At 43.5% G+C, this 16695-nt stretch carries 16 protein-coding genes; 7 read left to right on the top strand and 9 right to left on the bottom strand.

Annotated features, from left to right (window positions below; translation table 11 throughout):
- Window positions 1–14 precede the first annotated feature (14 nt).
- The gene (locus tag D0X99_RS09770) at window positions 15–2189 is read left to right on the top strand and encodes a c-type cytochrome domain-containing protein (RefSeq protein ID WP_119477606.1); all 2175 of its coding nucleotides are present in this window, start codon (window positions 15–17) and stop codon (window positions 2187–2189) included.
- An 89-nt stretch (window positions 2190–2278) separates the two neighbouring features.
- Here D0X99_RS09770 and mnmE read toward each other — a convergent pair whose 3' ends face one another.
- From mnmE to D0X99_RS09730, 8 genes are all read right to left on the bottom strand, one after another.
- Entirely contained in the window at window positions 2279–3661 is a 1383-nt protein-coding gene (mnmE, locus tag D0X99_RS09765; protein ID WP_119477605.1) for a tRNA uridine-5-carboxymethylaminomethyl(34) synthesis GTPase MnmE, read from the bottom strand.
- Window positions 3658–4113, bottom strand: a complete 456-nt coding sequence (locus tag D0X99_RS09760; protein WP_119477859.1) for a thioredoxin family protein — start codon at window positions 4111–4113, stop codon at window positions 3658–3660. The genes mnmE and D0X99_RS09760 overlap by 4 nt, the downstream gene beginning before the upstream one ends.
- Window positions 4114–4121: 8 nt before the next feature.
- The gene (locus D0X99_RS09755; RefSeq protein ID WP_119477604.1) at window positions 4122–5018 is read right to left on the bottom strand and encodes a metal ABC transporter permease; all 897 of its coding nucleotides are present in this window, start codon (window positions 5016–5018) and stop codon (window positions 4122–4124) included.
- On the bottom strand, window positions 5015–6301 hold the full coding sequence (locus D0X99_RS09750; RefSeq protein WP_119477603.1) for a metal ABC transporter permease: 1287 nt from the start codon (window positions 6299–6301) through the stop codon (window positions 5015–5017). Before D0X99_RS09750 ends, D0X99_RS09755 begins: the two co-directional genes overlap by 4 nt.
- Before the next feature lies 1 nt (window position 6302).
- Complete coding sequence (locus D0X99_RS09745; protein ID WP_119477602.1) at window positions 6303–7091, bottom strand: metal ABC transporter ATP-binding protein; 789 nt, start codon at window positions 7089–7091, stop codon at window positions 6303–6305.
- Window positions 7088–8002, bottom strand: coding sequence for a metal ABC transporter solute-binding protein, Zn/Mn family (locus D0X99_RS09740; protein ID WP_119477601.1), 915 nt, complete (start codon window positions 8000–8002; stop codon window positions 7088–7090). Before D0X99_RS09740 ends, D0X99_RS09745 begins: the two co-directional genes overlap by 4 nt.
- Window positions 7999–8661, bottom strand: a complete 663-nt coding sequence (locus D0X99_RS09735; protein WP_119477600.1) for a metal-dependent transcriptional regulator — start codon at window positions 8659–8661, stop codon at window positions 7999–8001. The genes D0X99_RS09740 and D0X99_RS09735 overlap by 4 nt, the downstream gene beginning before the upstream one ends.
- Window positions 8662–8984: 323 nt before the next feature.
- Window positions 8985–10112 (bottom strand): glycosyltransferase family protein, encoded by a 1128-nt coding sequence (locus tag D0X99_RS09730; protein WP_119477599.1) that lies wholly within the window; start codon window positions 10110–10112, stop codon window positions 8985–8987.
- Window positions 10113–10132: 20 nt separating this feature from the next.
- On the opposite strand from D0X99_RS09730, the gene D0X99_RS09725 reads away from it, so the two are divergent.
- Window positions 10133–10948: a 2,3,4,5-tetrahydropyridine-2,6-dicarboxylate N-succinyltransferase gene (locus D0X99_RS09725; RefSeq protein ID WP_119477598.1), complete on the top strand. Its 816-nt coding sequence runs from the start codon at window positions 10133–10135 to the stop codon at window positions 10946–10948.
- Between the two features lie 10 nt (window positions 10949–10958).
- Window positions 10959–11561, top strand: a complete 603-nt coding sequence (locus tag D0X99_RS09720) for a tetratricopeptide repeat protein (RefSeq protein ID WP_119477597.1) — start codon at window positions 10959–10961, stop codon at window positions 11559–11561.
- A gap of 27 nt (window positions 11562–11588) precedes the next feature.
- On the opposite strand, the gene D0X99_RS09715 is transcribed toward D0X99_RS09720, so the two are convergent.
- Window positions 11589–12299, bottom strand: coding sequence for an outer membrane protein assembly factor BamD (locus D0X99_RS09715; RefSeq protein WP_119477596.1), 711 nt, complete (start codon window positions 12297–12299; stop codon window positions 11589–11591).
- A 146-nt stretch (window positions 12300–12445) separates the two neighbouring features.
- On the opposite strand from D0X99_RS09715, the gene D0X99_RS09710 reads away from it, so the two are divergent.
- The 4 genes from D0X99_RS09710 to D0X99_RS09695 all read left to right on the top strand — a co-directional run bounded on the left by D0X99_RS09710 (window position 12446) and on the right by D0X99_RS09695 (window position 16681).
- Entirely contained in the window at window positions 12446–13987 is a 1542-nt protein-coding gene (locus D0X99_RS09710) for a helicase HerA-like domain-containing protein (protein WP_119477595.1), read from the top strand.
- Between the two features lie 33 nt (window positions 13988–14020).
- On the top strand, window positions 14021–15235 hold the full coding sequence (locus tag D0X99_RS09705) for a BaiN/RdsA family NAD(P)/FAD-dependent oxidoreductase (protein ID WP_119477594.1): 1215 nt from the start codon (window positions 14021–14023) through the stop codon (window positions 15233–15235).
- Window positions 15232–15579 carry a hypothetical protein gene (locus D0X99_RS09700; RefSeq protein WP_119477593.1) on the top strand — a complete coding sequence of 116 codons (348 nt, stop codon included), beginning with the start codon at window positions 15232–15234 and terminating at the stop codon, window positions 15577–15579. The genes D0X99_RS09705 and D0X99_RS09700 overlap by 4 nt, the downstream gene beginning before the upstream one ends.
- A gap of 136 nt (window positions 15580–15715) precedes the next feature.
- A complete protein-coding gene (locus tag D0X99_RS09695) occupies window positions 15716–16681 on the top strand; it encodes a YheT family hydrolase (protein ID WP_119477592.1) in 966 nt (321 codons plus the stop codon).
- The last annotated feature ends 14 nt before the right edge of the window (window positions 16682–16695 follow it).

Below are 16695 nucleotides of genomic sequence, written 5' to 3'. Positions count from 1 at the left end.
ACATCACCCCAGCTATGAAGAGCAAGCTGACCAGCATTGCAGAAAGAATTTTGTTTGGAGGCAATTGTTTATTGCTTTTCTTCCTACTATTTGAATCGTATATCCATATTCCTCTTTGGATGCAGCCCATTGGCCGGTTGCATCCTGTGATGCTTCATTTTCCGATCGCACTCTTGCTTTTGGCGCTTTTCCTTGAGCTTTTCCGATTTAAACCGGAATTCCGCTCTCAGGCGTTCTTTCAGAAGTTTTCCGGAAATCTGTTCTTATTTTCCATTTTGACAGGATTGATTGCCGCTATTATGGGCTTGTTTTTGGCTCAGGAGGAAGGTTATTCCGGTCAGATGCTGAATTGGCATAAATGGTCTGGGGCCGGGATGGTTTTTCTTGCCTCCTTGGTTTATGCATTTCGAAATTATCCTTGGTATCCAGGCAACATAGCCAATGTAGGGATTGGAGTGACTGCTCTCTCCATCATTCTGGCAGGACATTTTGGATCAAATCTAACCCATGGGGAAAACTTTATTTTGGAGCCTATTCTTGCGAACAAAGTAGAGCAAGTTCCATTTGAGGAAGCGCAGGTCTTTGACCATTTAATTCTTCCGATTTTAGAAAGTAAATGCAATTCCTGTCACAATCCCTCCAAAGCAAAGGGGGAATTAATCATGACTACTCTGGAAGCTTTGTTGAAAGGGGGAGAAAATGGGGTGGTGTTTGTGGGAGGAAAACCGGAGGAAAGTCCCTTACTAAATCGGATCCACCTGCCCGAGGAAGATGAGGACCACATGCCTCCAACTGGAAAACCTCAGTTAACTGATAGCGAAAAAGCTATTTTGGAACAATGGATTAAATCCAATCTGGAACCGGAAACCCTTCTGGTTACACTTCCTGAATCTGATGAATTGAGAATCATGGCCAAGGGATTTTTTGATTCCAAAACACAGGAGCTTTCTTTTGACTTTGCTGAAGCAAATCCCCAAACCATCCAAGAACTCAATACTTCCTATCGTGCAGTAATTCCTTTGGCTAAAGATTCTCCAGCCTTGGACGTAGTACTCTTTAGCCCTGCAAATTTTACCTCAAGTTCTATCGATGAACTGGTAAAAGTGAGTGAACAGGTGGTAGCCTTAAATCTTAATAAAATGCCGGTAAAAGATCAGGATATCCAGGCTCTTTTGCGCTTTGAAAATCTGATCAGGCTTAACCTGAACTATACTGAAATAACCGGCAAAGGCCTTGTAGAATTGGTGAAACTTGGTAAGCTCCAGCATCTTTCCATCTCAGGAACAAAGGTGGATTTAACTTCGATTCAGACGGTTGCCCGAGGTATTGAGTCCCTGAAAACTATGACTGTTTGGGAAACACCTTTGACCAAATCAGAGCTGGAAACACTCAAAAACGAGTTTAAACAAATCGCATGGATTTACGGAAGAGAGGGTCTGGATGAGGAAATACTTCAGTTGAACCTGCCTCAACTGGCCAATGCTTCGACTATTTTTAAAGATACCATGGCCTTAAATATCGGGCACCCGATTCGTGACGTCGAGATTCGCTACACCTTGGACGGGACCGATCCTGACAAGGAGAATTCCCCCAAATTTGTTTTTGGTGAAACAGTCCTGACAGAGGGAAAACTGGTGAAGGCCAGAGCCTATAAGGAAGGGTGGAGTGCCAGTGAAGTCGCCACTTTCAATATTTATAAAAACAGTAACAAACCGGATACAGTGCTGCTGTTAAGTAAGTTGAGTCGTGTTCATCCTGCAAATGGCTCCAAAACTTTCTTCGATACTGAGCTCGGAACCTATAACGCCAACAGTCCGGCTTGGGCAAACAATTGGGCAGGTTTTCGAGGTAATCCAATGGAATTGCTGTTGGAATATGGTCAAAGCGTGAACATCAGTGCTGTAAGTATGCGCGTTTTGGTGGAGCCCAGCAATGTTATTTTTCCTCCGGAATCCATTGAAATCTGGGGAGGAGATGACCCAAATTCATTAAGGTTGGTGGGGAAAATGAGACCTATCCAGCCCAATAAGGAAGGGGTTCCTTACATTGAGCTAATCACCTGTGATTTTAAGCCGGTTAAAGCAAAATATATCAAAGTCGTGGCTAAGCCTGTGGAAAAAATAGGTAGCTGGAGTAAAAGAAAGGGCGGCGCAGGCTTACTGTTAGTAGACGAGCTGTTTGTAAATTGAAAAGAGGGATCAGATTATTAAAGCCCAGAAATTAAAAGGGAAAATAGCTCTTCATTTTTCTGGCTGAAAGGACAAGTCATTTTTGGATTCTACTTTCCGATACAAAACTTCGAGAAAATATTAGCGAGCAAATCATCCGTAGTCACGGCTCCTGTAATCTCTCCGAGGTAATGTAGGGCTCGGCGGATGTCCATGGCCAGAAAATCGTTGGTTACTTGATTATCCAACCCTGTCAACACATCTAGCAGGGATTCCCGGGTTTTTGTCAGGCTATCGTAGTGGCGGACATTGGTCACGATGGTATTTCCAGTACGGAATTTATCAAGATTGACGAGTTCAAGGATGCGTGCTTTAAGGCCTTCAAGGTTTTCTTTTTGGCCTGCAGAAATAAAAATAGTATCGGGATGCTGAGCCTTTAACTCACTGATTATATTTTCCTTAGCCTTGTCTGTTTTGTTGGCTACTTTCAGGAAAGGCACGCCCAGGTTTTCCAGTTTGTTGATGTCCCGATTGATTTCCACTAGATCTGTATCGCTCAGGTCAAATAGGTACAGAATCAGGGATGCTGTTTTCATTTTCTCCTGAGTTCGGCTGACTCCGATGGCCTCAATGGTATCGGTCGTTTCCCGCAAACCTGCCGTATCGATAAATCGGAAGATTACTCCTCCAATGCTGATTTCGTCTTCAATAAAATCCCGTGTAGTCCCGGCAATATCTGACACAATGGCTTTTTCCTCATTCAAGAGGGCATTGAGCAAGGTGGATTTTCCGGCATTTGGTTTTCCGGCGATGACAGTTGGAACCCCGTTTTTAATCACATTACCCAAATCAAAGCTCAGAATCAACTCTTCCACGATTCTCAGAATCCGCTCAACCAGTACCCGAAGGTCATTCCGACTGGCAAACTCGACATCCTCTTCGGTGAAATCGAGTTCCAGTTCAATCATGGAGGCAAAATGAATGAGCTGATTTCTCAATTCCTGGATTTCCGAGCTGAATCCACCACGCATCTGATTCAGCGCGGCTTGATGACTAGTCTCTGAGTCTGCATGGATTAGATCTGCCACCGCTTCGGCCTGTGCGAGATCAAACTGACCATTTAGAAACGCACGCTGAGTAAATTCTCCTGGTTTGGCCAGTCGAACTCCCTTCCTAACAAAAAGCTTCAGCACCTGATTGATGATATAGGAAGAGCCGTGGGTGGAAATTTCCACTACGTTTTCTTTGGTAAAGGATTTTGGTGCTTTGAATATGGATACCAGCACCTCGTCGATGATTTTTTCTCCATTTCGGATCGTGCCGAAATGAATGGTATGAGAAGGTTGGTTCTCAAGATTCTTTCCAAAGAAAACCTCATTGGTTACTTTGATTGCATCTTTTCCGGAAAGCCGAATAACAGCAATTGCCCCAACTCCCTGTGGAGTGGCTAGAGCAATAATGGTGTCTTCGCGCTCGGCGAGGGAAAAACTCATGGTTTTACTCGGAAAGCTTTTTCGATTAATTCATTGAGTCCGGACAAAAATTCAGCAGGTTGCCGATAGCCGGGAAGTTGGGCGATGTTTTGGAGCTTAGGCTCGATGATCACAAAATTTGGATAGGAGCGAACTCGCATTGCCGCCGCCATTTGGGCTTCATTGTAAGTTTTGCCCATAAAGTCAAACGTCCTTTGAGTGTCCTCGGCATTCATTTTAACCGCGTAAAACTTGCTGTTTACATAATCGACTACTTTCGGGTCAGTGAACGTCTCTTTATCCATCTTTTTGCACCAACCACACCAGTCGGTGTATACGTCAACCAAAATCATTTTTGGATTTTTGGCATTGGCAGCAACAGCTTCTTCAAATTTCATCCATTGAATTTGGTCTTGGGCTTTTAAGGAAAAGCTCAAGAGTAAGGCGGCAAAAAGGAAGACTAACGATTTCATAGTATTCATCAAATTCCAAACGGTTGATTCACTGTGGAAGTTCCTTTTGCCCAGAAGGGTCTTTTTCCCTGAATCAAAACACTGATTCCGAAAAATATCCCAGCAACGGTTACCATCATACCAGCAATGGAACTGTCAAACCAGTAGGCAAGGTAATATCCCAGCAGTGCAATTAAAATGCCTAAAACAGCGGTTAGTTTCAACAAAGGCATGAGGCTTTTGGTCCAGAGGAAGGATGTGGCTGGTGGTACTACAAGTAAGGCAACAACCAAGATCGCGCCGACCGACTCGAAGCTACTGACCGTGGTGTAGGATACAATGCTCATCAACGCCAGATTAATTCCTTTTGCCGGAATACCCATCACAGAGCTAAAGCTTTCATCGAAACTGGTAAGTATTAACTCCTTGTATAATAAATAGATAAATCCTACTACAAACATAAAATTTAAGGCTGCGAGCCAGGTAATTCGAGGCCCGAGATTCAATCCGCTTTTGGTGATCCAGCTGTCAATTGGCAAGTAGGCAATTTCCCCATAGAGGACGCATTCTTGATCCAGATCAACTTTGTAGGCCAGTAGATTGATCAGAATAATTCCAATAGCAAAGAGGAGAGTAAAGGTAATCCCTATGGAAGCATCCAATTGAACTCGTGCTTTTTTGCGAAGCCAGTCAATCATCAACGTGGCCAAAATCCCCAAAAGACCGGCACCGATAATGACTTCCAGACTCCGCTGACTGCCTGATACGAAAAATCCTATAACAATTCCCGGAAGTACGGCGTGGGAAATGGCGTCACCGGTCATGGACATTTTGCGAAGCATCATAAAGACGCCCAAAAAACCACATGAAATCGCAATCAGCGAACCGGTGAAAATGATCAGAAATGCATTGCTGTCAAAGGTCATGATTTTTCTCGGGGGATAGTTTCTTGGTGGGGATCAAGAGTGGGGTAGTTCAACCTTTTTTCGAGTAAAGCTTCAAGTTCAGGGGTAAGTAAATGCTCCAACTGTTCAGCCGAATCATGGACGTGATCCGGGGCTATATTCATGGACTCATTAAGGTATAATTCCCATAGTCTATGCAAACGAACGATCCGCATTGCATCTGAAATCCCCTGCTCACTAAGGATTATAAATGATTGATTTTTAGATATAAAATCCGATTTGATTAAATCTAAGATAGATTGGTCAATTTCAGATTTTTGATAGGGATAGAGTTGATAGATTTCTTCTATGGTGAGCCCTCTTTTGCCTTCCTCTCTGGCTTTATACAAGGCCTTCATCAAGTGGTCCCGATGGGTTTTCCTGAGGTATTTTTTACGGGCAAAATACCGGAAAAGCATTCCGCTTTTCGGGGAGATCAAAAATGAAATCAAAGCAAACAGCGAAAGAAAAACAACAACCCATGGACCTGTTGGCATTTGGGGAAGCACAAAGGAAACATAGGTCCCCAAGATTCCTGAAAGCACAGAGAAGAATGCAGCCAGGATCAAAAGTGGATTCAACCGGTCAGTCCAGAATCTCGCTGCGGCTCCCGGGGTAATGAGCAAAGCTGCCATTAATACGACTCCAATGGCCTGGATTCCGATTACCACGGCCAATATCATCAACACATTGAACAGAAATGAAATCGTCTTCATTGGAAAACCGATGGCTTTTCCATACTCCGGGTCGAAAACCATGAGTCTGAATTCCTTCAACATTACGGTCAAAACCAGGATAATCAATATTGAGAGCCCGCCGTAAAGCATAAGGTCTGATTCCGAGATCCCAATGGCATTGCCAAAAATGAAGGAATTCAATCCGGCAATTTCTGGATTGCCACTTTTCTGAAGTGCAGTCAACAGAACTATCCCGAATCCAAAAAACACCGACAGAATGGTTGCGATGATCGTGTCCTCGCTGAGTTTGGTGTTGCGCTTCAGCCAGCTACTCATAAATGTGGCCAGGGCTCCTGATAAAAACGCTCCTGTGACGATATAGACAGGGTTTTTCTCTCCAGCCAACATAAATCCAAGACAAATTCCTGGCAGGACAGCATGGGAGATGGCATCACCAAGCAGGGCTTTTTTATCTAGAAATGAAAAAGTACCAACATAGGCGGAACCGATTCCCAATAAGGTAATACCCAAAACAACCCATGCGATCGAGGGGTCTTGAAAAGTAAAGAAGTAGATAAAATCTTCCATGTCAGCTTTTCAAAGGATTGAAGTCTTGTTGTCTGATCAGGTCGGTGACACGGGTGAGGAGATTGAGCTTTCCTCCGTAGGTTTTTCGAAGCATTTCCTCATTCATTACCAGTTCTTTTGGACCGGAGGCCACCAGATGGAGGTTAAGCATAATGAGCCAGTCAAAGAAATTCATTGCCGAATGAATATCGTGATGGACAACTATGATGGTTTTTCCCGCTTCCGTCATTTCTTTCAGCAATTGAAAAATTGCTGTCTCTGTGGCCATATCCACTCCCGCAAAAGGCTCATCCATCAAATAAAGATCTGCTTGCTGGGCTAGCGCACGGGCGATAAAAACCCGCTGCTGCTGTCCGCCCGAAAGCTCAGAAATCTGTCTGCTCACAAAGCCACTCATTCCGACTTGTTCCAGACTTTTCATTGCGATTTCATTTTCCTTTTTCCCAGGTCTCCGGAAGAGTCCCAGTTTACCATAAGTTCCCATCAGGACTACGTCCAAAACAGATGCAGGAAAATTCCAGTCCACGGATTCCCGCTGCGGAACATAGCTGATTCGTGCTCTGACATCGTTTAGAGGTTTATCAAAAACCTTGACGTAGCCGGAAGTGGGAGAGATCAGTCCCATGATGGCTTTGATCAAGGTAGATTTTCCGGCACCATTTGGTCCGAGTATGCCAACCAAATTGCCGCCGGGTAAGCTCAGGTCCACATTCCAGAGAACAGGATTTTGATCGTAGCTGACCGTTAAGTCATGAATTTCAAGAATTGGGTTTTCTACCTGCTTAATCATGGCAAGAGGTTTTCATAAATAGTTTTCAAATTCATTTCTACCATTCCGATGTAAGTGCCAGCCGGTGTTCCTTCGGCATCCAAACTATCAGTATAGAGTGGTCCGGCAAGTTTAACCTCATGGTTCCGTTCGGCTGCTCCGGCTGCGACAGCACGGATGGCTTTGGGAGAGATGGTTTGCTCTGCAAAAATTGCCTTTACCTTCTTTTCCTGAACGGTCTGAATTAACTCGGTCAAATCCCGGAGCCCGGGTTCGCTCAGGGTCGAAAGTCCCTGAAGGGATTTGACCTCGAGTTGATAGGCTTTTCCGAAATAAGCAAAAGCATCATGCGCAGTCACCAAAACCTGTCCCGCTGACCGGAGTTCATTGACTTTGAGTCGGACTTCAGCATCAAGCTTGGCGAGTTGTTCTTGATAGGAGGATGAATTGGATTCAATGATTGACTTCCATTCAGGCCTCCATGTGATCATTTCTGTTGCTGTGTATTTCATTGCCTTTGACCAAAGGTTAACATCAAACCAAATGTGAGGGTCAACGCTATGGGCCTCGGGTCCAGACCGCAACAAACTTTCCTTTGGGATACCAACGGAGATGTCAATAAGGGATTGACTTAGGGCCAATTTCTCAAATATCTCGGTCATTTTACCTTCGAGGTACAAACCATGATATACGACAAGGTCTGCATTAGTGAGTAAGTCCAAATCCCTAACTGAGGCTTTATAAAGGTGGGGATCTACTCCGGCAGGCATTAAAGCAACCACTTCCGCTTGGTCTCCCACCAAGTTTTTGATCCCGTCAGCCAGAATACTGGTAGTAGCCACTATCCTTGGTTTTTGACGGCTTTCTTTCGAGTCACTTTTGCAGGAAATAACCAACCCAATCAGTAAGAAAAAGAGTAGGAGCTTTCTCATGACTGTAATACCAAAATATTGCAGGCTACTTCCTTTGACATAAAAAGGGTTTTCTTTTGATCGACCAATATTTCTAAGGATCCGTCAAACTCTACCTTATCTAATATTTTGATTCGTGCACCGATGTAGGCGCCCACCTTGTCCAAGTAGCGGAGAAAAGCAGCCGAACTGTCTTTTACTGCCACGATTTGTCCGGTCTGGTCTACTTCCATTTCATTGAGTTGAACCCTTGGTCGGGATCTGACATCCCCAAACTCATCTGGTATTGGGTCACCATGGGGGTCAAACTTTGGGTAATTGAGATAGGAGTCCAAACGCTGGATAAGAAGCGGGGAGTGGATGTGTTCAAGTTGCTCTGCCACCTCATGTACTTCATCCCAGGCAAAGTTGAGTTTCTCCACGAGAAACACTTCCCAAAGTCTATGCTTTCGGATCGTTTGAAGTGCATGCCTTTTTCCGGATTCGGTGATTTGAAGTCCGTAATATTTGCGGTATTCAATGACCTCTTTTTCGCCAAGTTTTCTAAGCATGTCACTTACAGACGCCGCCTTTGTATTCATCTCAGCCGCGATGTCATTTGTCGACACACTCTTTTTTCCTCCATCAGAGAGGTGGTAGATCGCCTTGAGGTAATTCTCTTCTGCTGTAGTCAATTCCATTTTTACTCAATATGGATAATGAGACAAATATAAAAATTAATTTAGATATAGCTAAAAATAAATTTTACTTAAGCTAAATCAGGTGTGGAAAAGTATATTTAAAGTGTGTTTCAAGATTTAGGTAAGGCTAAAAATAAAATTAGTGTACTCTATTAATTAACCAGGATGTTAAAAACCAGCTAGTTGTGATTTAATAAATAGCGAAAAATTGAAAACCGTGACGAAAAGTCCCAGTTTCCATTCTGTGAAAATGGGTGTCAAAAGCAGGGGAGGAGTGGATAACTTTCCACAGTTATCCATCCATAATGCCTAAAGATTAGGGGTTAGTAAAGGAGATTCTGTATAGCTTTCTGAAAATGAGCCTTTTCAGTTTTCCACAAAATGGATTCAGGCGGTGTGGAAGTAAAAAATGTTTGCTTTAACCCTTCCTTAAACTGAGCAATTGCAGTATCTGGGTTTGAAAAATCAACCGAATATCCACCGGCGAAATCAGCAAAAAATTCCTCCCAAATTGGATTAGGACTAATCAATACCGGAATTCCCAAGGCTGCACATTCGTACAGCTTGGTGGGCATTTTACCATTGATCGCAGGATGGCTCTGATAAGGTAAAAGGGCAAAGTCTGAGGCGCCGAGACAATCGATTAACTCCTGATGGGGAATTGGGTTTGGGTTAATTCTGAGTGAAACTTGTGGAAAGTCAAGGGTAACTTCAACCAGCTTTTTTCTAAATGAATCGACTGGGCAATGTCCAAGGATTTCTAATTTGGATGTTGGGAATGATTTTAAAATCTCGATAAACCAAAGGATAGCATCCAAGGTCCCAAAGGCAGGAGTGATGGTTCCGGTGATGCAGAATTTATAATCATTTTTCCCGACAAATTGGATAGGCCCTTTTTGTCGGATTTCACCTTGGTATTTGTTCTCTATGATGAGAAACGGCTGCTTTTCGGGCATTTCCTTGACGTAGCATTTTTCCGCCAGGAGATAAAGATCGATGCCTTGGGCGGACTCGCATTTCTGAATTAGTCTTCCAGCTTTTTGTTTTGCATCAAACGATAATGCCGGATTTAGATCTAGATTGGCTAGATAGTTTTCCTGTACATCATAGACCAATTGATATCCAATGAGAGGCTTGAAAAAAGCAGCAATCGGTATCAATTCAAACGTGCAACAAATCAGGATTTTTGGGCGGATCCAAAGAAGCCTGAGTAAAAATCTTCCCTGTACCAAGACTCTATCCAATTTGGAGTCGAAATGACTCATAGAAGAAAAGAATCGGAATCCAGGTTCTGTTTTAGGCTTTTTAGGAGAAAAACCTATGATAAATAGGCGGTATTTATTTGTTTCGCCAAGCGAACGGGCCAGCTTACTATAGGCCCGGACGTCCTTGACGGGCTTCAAAGTCGAAGCAATCAAAACGGAAACCTTTTGGCCCTGAATCTGACTCATAAACGAAACTAAATAAAATAATGGAACTCAAGACAATCATTGAGGCTGCCTGGGAAAACCGGGAATTGCTTAAGGAAAAGGAAACCGAAATTGCCATCAAAACCATCATTGCCGATTTGGATGCGGGTCAACTCAGAGTGGCTGAGCCTACCGAAGACGGAAACTGGAAAGTAAATGACTGGGTGAAAAAGGCGGTAATTCTTTATTTCCCGATCCAAAAAATGCAAACAATTGAAGTGGGTCCATTTGAATTCCATGATAAAATGGCACTCAAAACCAACTATGCCAAGCAAGGTGTAAGAGTAGTTCCTCACGCAGTGGCCCGTTATGGTGCATATCTGGCAAGTGGTGTTGTGATGATGCCAAGCTATGTGAATATCGGTGCTTATGTGGACAGTGGCACGATGGTTGATACTTGGGCCACGGTCGGTTCCTGTGCGCAGATCGGCAAAAACGTTCATTTGAGTGGTGGTGTGGGTATCGGTGGAGTGTTGGAACCTGTTCAGGCCGCTCCCGTGATTGTGGAAGAGGGTGCCTTTATAGGGTCTCGGGCAATCATTGTTGAAGGAGTGAGAATCGGAAAAGAGGCGGTTATCGGAGCAGGCGTCACGTTGACGGCAAGTTCCAAGATCATCGACGTGACTGGATCTGAACCTGTGGAATACAAAGGTTTTGTTCCTCCTCGTTCGGTTGTGATTCCGGGTTCATTATCAAAGAATTTTCCAGCAGGAACATATCAGGTTCCTTGTGCGCTGATCATCGGTCAGCGAAAGGCTTCTACCGATCTCAAGACATCACTCAACGATGCGCTAAGAGAAAACAACGTAGCAGTCTAAAACAACAAACATGAAATTAATAATCAGAGTCCTTCTCGTTCCGGTTTTGGCCGGGACGATTTGGGCTTGTAGTGAATCTAAAAGCAATCCAGCGGATTCATTTTTTGAGAAGGGTCAATTTGAAAAAGCGGCTCAGAAATATTCCGAGGAACTCAAATTCAATCCCAATGATGTCAAGATACTCTACAACAGAGGTCGGGCTTACCAGGAATTGGGTAAATTCAATGAAGCACGAAAGGATTTTGAATCTGCTTTAACACAGGATCCAAATAATTTTCAAGTTCTCCTCAGTTTGGCAGCAATTCAGCTTGAGGAAAAAAGTTATGCAAGTGCCTTGCTTTATGCCACCAAAGCTGAAGAAATCTCCGGAGCTCCCGCTATGGCTTCTTTCCTGAAAGGAAGGGCATTGCATCAATTGGGTATGGCAGAGGATGCGCTCAAAGCTTACGGCAATGCCATCCAACTTGATAAAGATTTCGGGCAGGCATATTTCAACAGAGGCATGTTGAAGGTTGCCTTGGAGCGGAACAAGCAAGCTTGCGAGGATTTCAAACTGGCTATGGTTTTGGAATATCCGGGAGCAGAGGAGTCTTTTACCAAGTATTGCAAGTAATCGAAATCCCGTAAAATGCGGGATTTTTTACTTTACCGACTCCCCTTCGTGGACATGAGGTTTGTGGTCGCAGATTGAGTCTGAGGTGATTTTTCCCGATCCGGAGCAGGTTTTACAGTCACTCACTTCTTTTCCAGACCCTGCACATTCGGGACAGGTCAATCGGCCTTTGCCTGAGCATCGCTCACACTCAAAAAATTCGACAATATTAAAGACGTTTACTTTTTTGATCATTCCAGAAGCAGCACATCGGCTGCAGCCCACTATCCCTTTTGATTTGCAATAGTTGCAGGTTTGCTCGATTTGTTTTGATCCGTCACAGGTAAAACAGGTTTGGTATCGGTAGCCCCTTCGATCGCACAATTCACAGGACTCGATTGCTGCCAAAGGCGCTTTCAGTCTTGCCTGAAGGTCTTTTGCTCCTTCATAATTTTCACCTTTGAAGCCGGTCAACTCCAGGTATTTGTTTAGAAAATTCGAACTGTTGTCGTATTGGCCCAATTCGAAAAGTGTCTCTGAAAAATAATAGGGCATTTCGTCGGGTAGAGGAAGGCCTGATTCAATGAGATTCCTGAAAATCGAATTGGCAGTTTGGTAATCTTTTCGCTCCATGGCTGCCAGAGCACCTTTCATCCATCGGTCTGTTTGACCCAGATTCACTTGGGCTTCTGCAAGTGAAACAGCAGAAAACAAAGCCGCGAAAAGAAGTAATTGTATCTTAGAAATGAGGGAATTCAATCGGAGAAATATTTTTTGGCAAGTAACTAACTAGAATCAGCACTCCAAAGTTAAGGTTTACTAAATGGAAGAATTCCTGTTTGAGCAAAAGATATCTCCGTTCGGGTTGGGTTTTTTTGTAGTTTGGAAACCAAAACTTTTTACCCATGAGCAAAATTGAGCAGTTTAAAACGCATCTCGCAGAAGGACAGGTTTTTAAAAAGGATTACATCATACTCGGCACAGGGATTTTGGACGGTGAGCCTATTCCCCAAGCCCAAGTGAAAATTCCGTTAAAAACCATGAACCGTCATGGTTTGATTGCAGGTGCTACGGGTACTGGCAAAACCAAAACCCTTCAGGTTATTGCGGAACAGCTTTCCCTCAAAGGGATTCCCTCCGTCTTGATGGACCTTAAAGGTGACCTTTCCGGTCTTGCTAAGCCTGGAACTACCAACGATTTTATTTTAAAGCGATCTGAAACAATAGGCGTGGATTATGATCCTCAGGGGCTTCCGGTCGAGCTCATGTCCATTTCCAATGAAAAAGGAGTAAGGTTAAAAGCCACGGTTTCGGAATTTGGACCAGTGTTGCTTTCGCAGATTATGGAACTGAATTATACCCAACAAGGAGTGGTGGCGCTGGTGTTCAGATATTGCGACACACATCATCTTCCTTTGTTGGACCTGAAGGATTTCAAGCGTGTGCTCCAGTTCATCACCAATGAGGGTAAGGATGCCATTGAGAAGGAATTTGGCCAGGTTTCGTCTGCATCCGTCAATACCATCATGCGAAAGATTATTGAATTGGAGCAGCAGGGAGCGGAACGGTTTTTTGGGGAGCTATCGTTTGATGTGGATGATTTTGTTCGGACCAAAGACGGCAAAGGTGTTATTTCAGTGATTCGCCTGACCGATATCCAAAGCCGGCCCAAGCTCTTTTCTACTTTTATGCTGAGCTTGCTTTCTGAGATTTATGAGTCGTTTCCAGAGCAAGGGGATGCTGATCAGCCCAAGCTTTGTTTGTTTATCGATGAAGCACATTTGGTGTTTTCAAATGCTTCCAAGGACTTGCTTGAAAAAATCGAGGCAATCATCAAATTGATCCGATCCAAGGGAGTGGGGGTTTTCTTTTGTACCCAAACACCAACCGATGTACCTGAGAGTGTCCTAGGTCAATTAGGACTGAAAGTTCAACATGCTCTGAGAGCCTTTACCGCCAAAGACAGAAAGGCAATCACCAAGACCGCAGAAAATTACCCGGATTCACCTTTTTACGATACGGCTGAAGTATTGACTGCGATGGGGATCGGGGAGGCTTTAGTTACGGCTTTGAATGAAAAGGGAATTTCGACTCCCTTGGCTCACACTCTGGTAAGGGCTCCAATTACCCGGATGGATATTCTTTCAGACTCCGAAATCGACCAATTGGTCGCTACTTCGGATTTGGTATACAAATACAATAAGGACATTGATCATGATAGCGCTTTTGAAATATTGGAGCGCAAAATGATGTCTGTTCAACAGGAACAAGAGCGATCTTCGCAACCACTTCCAAATTCTTCCGGTAGGACAACCACCCGGACCAAGGAGGATGAATCCCTGATCGAAGAGCTCAGCAAAAATACCATGGTCCGACAATTGGGCAGAACCTTGTTCCGTGAGCTGGCAAGAGGAATTTTGGGTTCATTCTCAGGTAAAAAAAGATAGGCTTAATTATCTCTATAATAAATTCTTATAAAATTGAAAGTAGCTGTAATCGGAGGAGGAGCGGCAGGTTTTTTTGCCGCTATCCAGGCCAGTGGCCCTGAAAGAGAAGTGACTCTTTTTGAGAAAACACCCAAGTTGCTTTCTAAGGTAAAAGTGTCCGGTGGGGGTAGATGTAATGTTACGCACCAACCGATGGAAATCTCCAAACTGATCAAAAATTACCCTCGGGGCGAAAAATTTCTGAAAAAGGTCTTTCATCATTTTTCAATCCAGGACACATTTGAATGGTTTGAATCCCGGGGAGTTTCTTTGAAAATCGAATCGGATGGCAGAGTTTTTCCAGTGAGTGATTCTTCCGAGACCATAATGGATTGCTTGCAACGAGAAGCTGAAAAATCCGGAGTTAAGATTCTGGTATCCACCGGAATCAAAGAACTGAATCCTACCGCATCTGGCTATGAATTGATTACCGAAAAGGGAGTATTTCGGGCCGATGCAGTGGTCATTTCTACAGGAGGGCATCCAAAATCAGAAGGATATTTTTTTCTTAAATCACTCAATCACAATATCGTAGATCCAATACCTTCCCTTTTCACTTTCAACACTCCGGAAGAGCCAATTCGTGATTTAATGGGAATTTCCGTTCCCGAGGGTCTTGTTAAAATCGAAGGAACCAAATTGAATTATCGGGGTCCGATTTTAATTACGCACTGGGGAATCAGCGGTCCGGCTGTATTGAAACTTTCCGCATTTGGTGCTGAGTGGCTCCACGAACATCAATATCAAGCCAAAGCGATTGTCAATTGGAATGCTGCACTTGGAGAGAATGATTACATTGACCAATTGACCAATTATGGTAAAGTTCACCCCAATCGTAAAGTTCATTCCCATCCCTTATTCAATATACCGTCCAGACTTTGGGAGCATTTTTGTGAACGATCGGGTATAGTGGATGGCAATGTTTATGGGAATTTGCCAAAAAAGCTTTTGAACAGGTTAGTACAGAACCTTTTTTGCTATATTTTGCAGGTAAAGGGAAAAACAACTTTCAAGGAAGAGTTTGTCACCGCAGGCGGAATTTCTTTGGATGAAGTCGATCCGGAAACGATGCAAAGTAAATTTCACCCAAAACTATACTTTGCCGGAGAAGTCCTAAATATTGACGGAATTACAGGAGGCTTTAATTTTCAGGCAGCTTGGTCCACGGGGTTTTTGGCAGGTAAGTCAATTAAAGAAACCACTTTATGAGCAACTTTTACCCGGAATTAAATCAAAGGATTCTGGAAATGGCAGAAGGAGATGAGGAATTCAGGCTGGAACTGACCTCTGCGATTTACAATGGTTTGTTGGAACTCGAGGCAAAATATTCGGAGGGCCTAATGGACAGAGATGAAGTGAAAATTCAACAGATTCGACATAAGGTTAAGCCAACCTTGGCCATGTTTGAATTTGACTTATTAACCAATTCGCTCCAGGAAGGGAAAATAATATTGGAAACGGAAGGATTCGGAAAATCATTTGAGGCTCATTTTCATGATTTTCTGGAAAAAGTAAAAATAGCTGTTGAAGAAGTGAATCGGCTTAAAAACTAGGATAGGAACAAAAGCATATTGGTCTGATTTTTTTATTAACTCCTTGCGGAATTTAACTTCCCGTGGCTAAACCCGGCCTTTTTCGTCAATTTTATGGCAAAATGAACTTGAATTAAGGCTTTTCGATTTTCTATACATGCCAATTCTCAAATCTTCATACGGTCGACCGCCATCATATCTTTTTAATGGGCATTTGGAGACCATCATCCCAAGTCTGTTTAGGAGGGTTGAGGGAGTTCAATATCTGCGCGAGAAAATTTCCACTCCTGACGGGGATTTTTTGACTATTGATTGGTCGAGAGTCGGAGGGGAGAAGCTTCTCATTATTTCCCATGGCTTGGAGGGCGATTCCAAAAGGCATTATGCAATGGGTTTGGCCAAATTATTCAATCTCAATGGAGTTGACGTAGTGGCCTGGAATAATCGAACCTGCGGGGGTGAACTGAACTTAAAGCCAATTCTTTACCATCATGGCGCCAGTTACGACTTGGAGACGGTCATAAGGCATATCCAAACTCATCATTTTTACAAGGAAATTTTTCTAGCCGGAATAAGCATGGGAGGAGCTCAAACCTTGAAATATTTGGGAGAACAGGGTCAGGATTTACCTAAAGAAATCACCCGAGCGGCAGTTTACTCTACGCCATGCAATCTTCCTTCAAGTGCCGAAACGTTAAAATATCGCTCAAACCTCTTCTACAAAAACCGTTTTCTGGGAAAGCTGAAAAAGAAAATGGAAGCAAAAGCAGTTCAGTTTCCTGAACTTATCGACCTGGATTTACTCAAGAAAGTGAAGAATTTCGATGAATTTGACACCCATTTCACTGCAAAACTGCATGGATACAAAGACGCAGCTGACTTTTATCGATCTGTGAGCGCTGATAATTGGATGGACAAAATCCAGATTCCCACTTTGATTGTAAACGCGCAAAACGACCCACTGCTTGGCCCGGAATGTTATCCAAAAAAGCTGGCGGAATCTAAGCCGGAAATTCTTTTGGAAATGCCAAAAAGAGGTGGGCATACCGGATTTGTTGTTAAAAATCAGGAATTTACCTGGGCAGAATATCGCTTTCTGGAATTTTTTACCGGAAAGAATTAAAGGAGGCTAAAAGC

Origin of the sequence: Algoriphagus lacus (assembly GCF_003583985.1) — a bacterium.
Classification (GTDB): Bacteria; Bacteroidota; Bacteroidia; order Cytophagales; family Cyclobacteriaceae; genus Algoriphagus; species Algoriphagus lacus.
This window is presented reverse-complemented; position numbering and strand designations above follow the sequence as displayed.

Excerpts from the sequence above, each read along its gene's own strand:
- D0X99_RS09755 (WP_119477604.1), bottom strand. The coding sequence starts at position 5,018 with ATGACCTTTGACAGCAATGCATTTCTGATCATTTTCACCGGTTCGCTG.
- mnmE (WP_119477605.1), bottom strand. The coding sequence starts at position 3,661 with ATGAGTTTTTCCCTCGCCGAGCGCGAAGACACCATTATTGCTCTAGCC.
- D0X99_RS09745 (WP_119477602.1), bottom strand. The coding sequence starts at position 7,091 with ATGATTAAGCAGGTAGAAAACCCAATTCTTGAAATTCATGACTTAACG.
- D0X99_RS09700 (WP_119477593.1), top strand. The coding sequence starts at position 15,232 with ATGAGCAACTTTTACCCGGAATTAAATCAAAGGATTCTGGAAATGGCA.
- D0X99_RS09730 (WP_119477599.1), bottom strand. The coding sequence starts at position 10,112 with ATGAGTCAGATTCAGGGCCAAAAGGTTTCCGTTTTGATTGCTTCGACT.
- D0X99_RS09720 (WP_119477597.1), top strand. The coding sequence starts at position 10,959 with ATGAAATTAATAATCAGAGTCCTTCTCGTTCCGGTTTTGGCCGGGACG.
- D0X99_RS09735 (WP_119477600.1), bottom strand. The coding sequence starts at position 8,661 with ATGGAATTGACTACAGCAGAAGAGAATTACCTCAAGGCGATCTACCAC.
- D0X99_RS09760 (WP_119477859.1), bottom strand. The coding sequence starts at position 4,113 with ATGAAATCGTTAGTCTTCCTTTTTGCCGCCTTACTCTTGAGCTTTTCC.
- D0X99_RS09710 (WP_119477595.1), top strand. The coding sequence starts at position 12,446 with ATGAGCAAAATTGAGCAGTTTAAAACGCATCTCGCAGAAGGACAGGTT.
- D0X99_RS09750 (WP_119477603.1), bottom strand. The coding sequence starts at position 6,301 with ATGGAAGATTTTATCTACTTCTTTACTTTTCAAGACCCCTCGATCGCA.
- D0X99_RS09740 (WP_119477601.1), bottom strand. The coding sequence starts at position 8,002 with ATGAGAAAGCTCCTACTCTTTTTCTTACTGATTGGGTTGGTTATTTCC.
- D0X99_RS09725 (WP_119477598.1), top strand. The coding sequence starts at position 10,133 with ATGGAACTCAAGACAATCATTGAGGCTGCCTGGGAAAACCGGGAATTG.
- D0X99_RS09695 (WP_119477592.1), top strand. The coding sequence starts at position 15,716 with ATGCCAATTCTCAAATCTTCATACGGTCGACCGCCATCATATCTTTTT.
- D0X99_RS09770 (WP_119477606.1), top strand. The coding sequence starts at position 15 with ATGAAGAGCAAGCTGACCAGCATTGCAGAAAGAATTTTGTTTGGAGGC.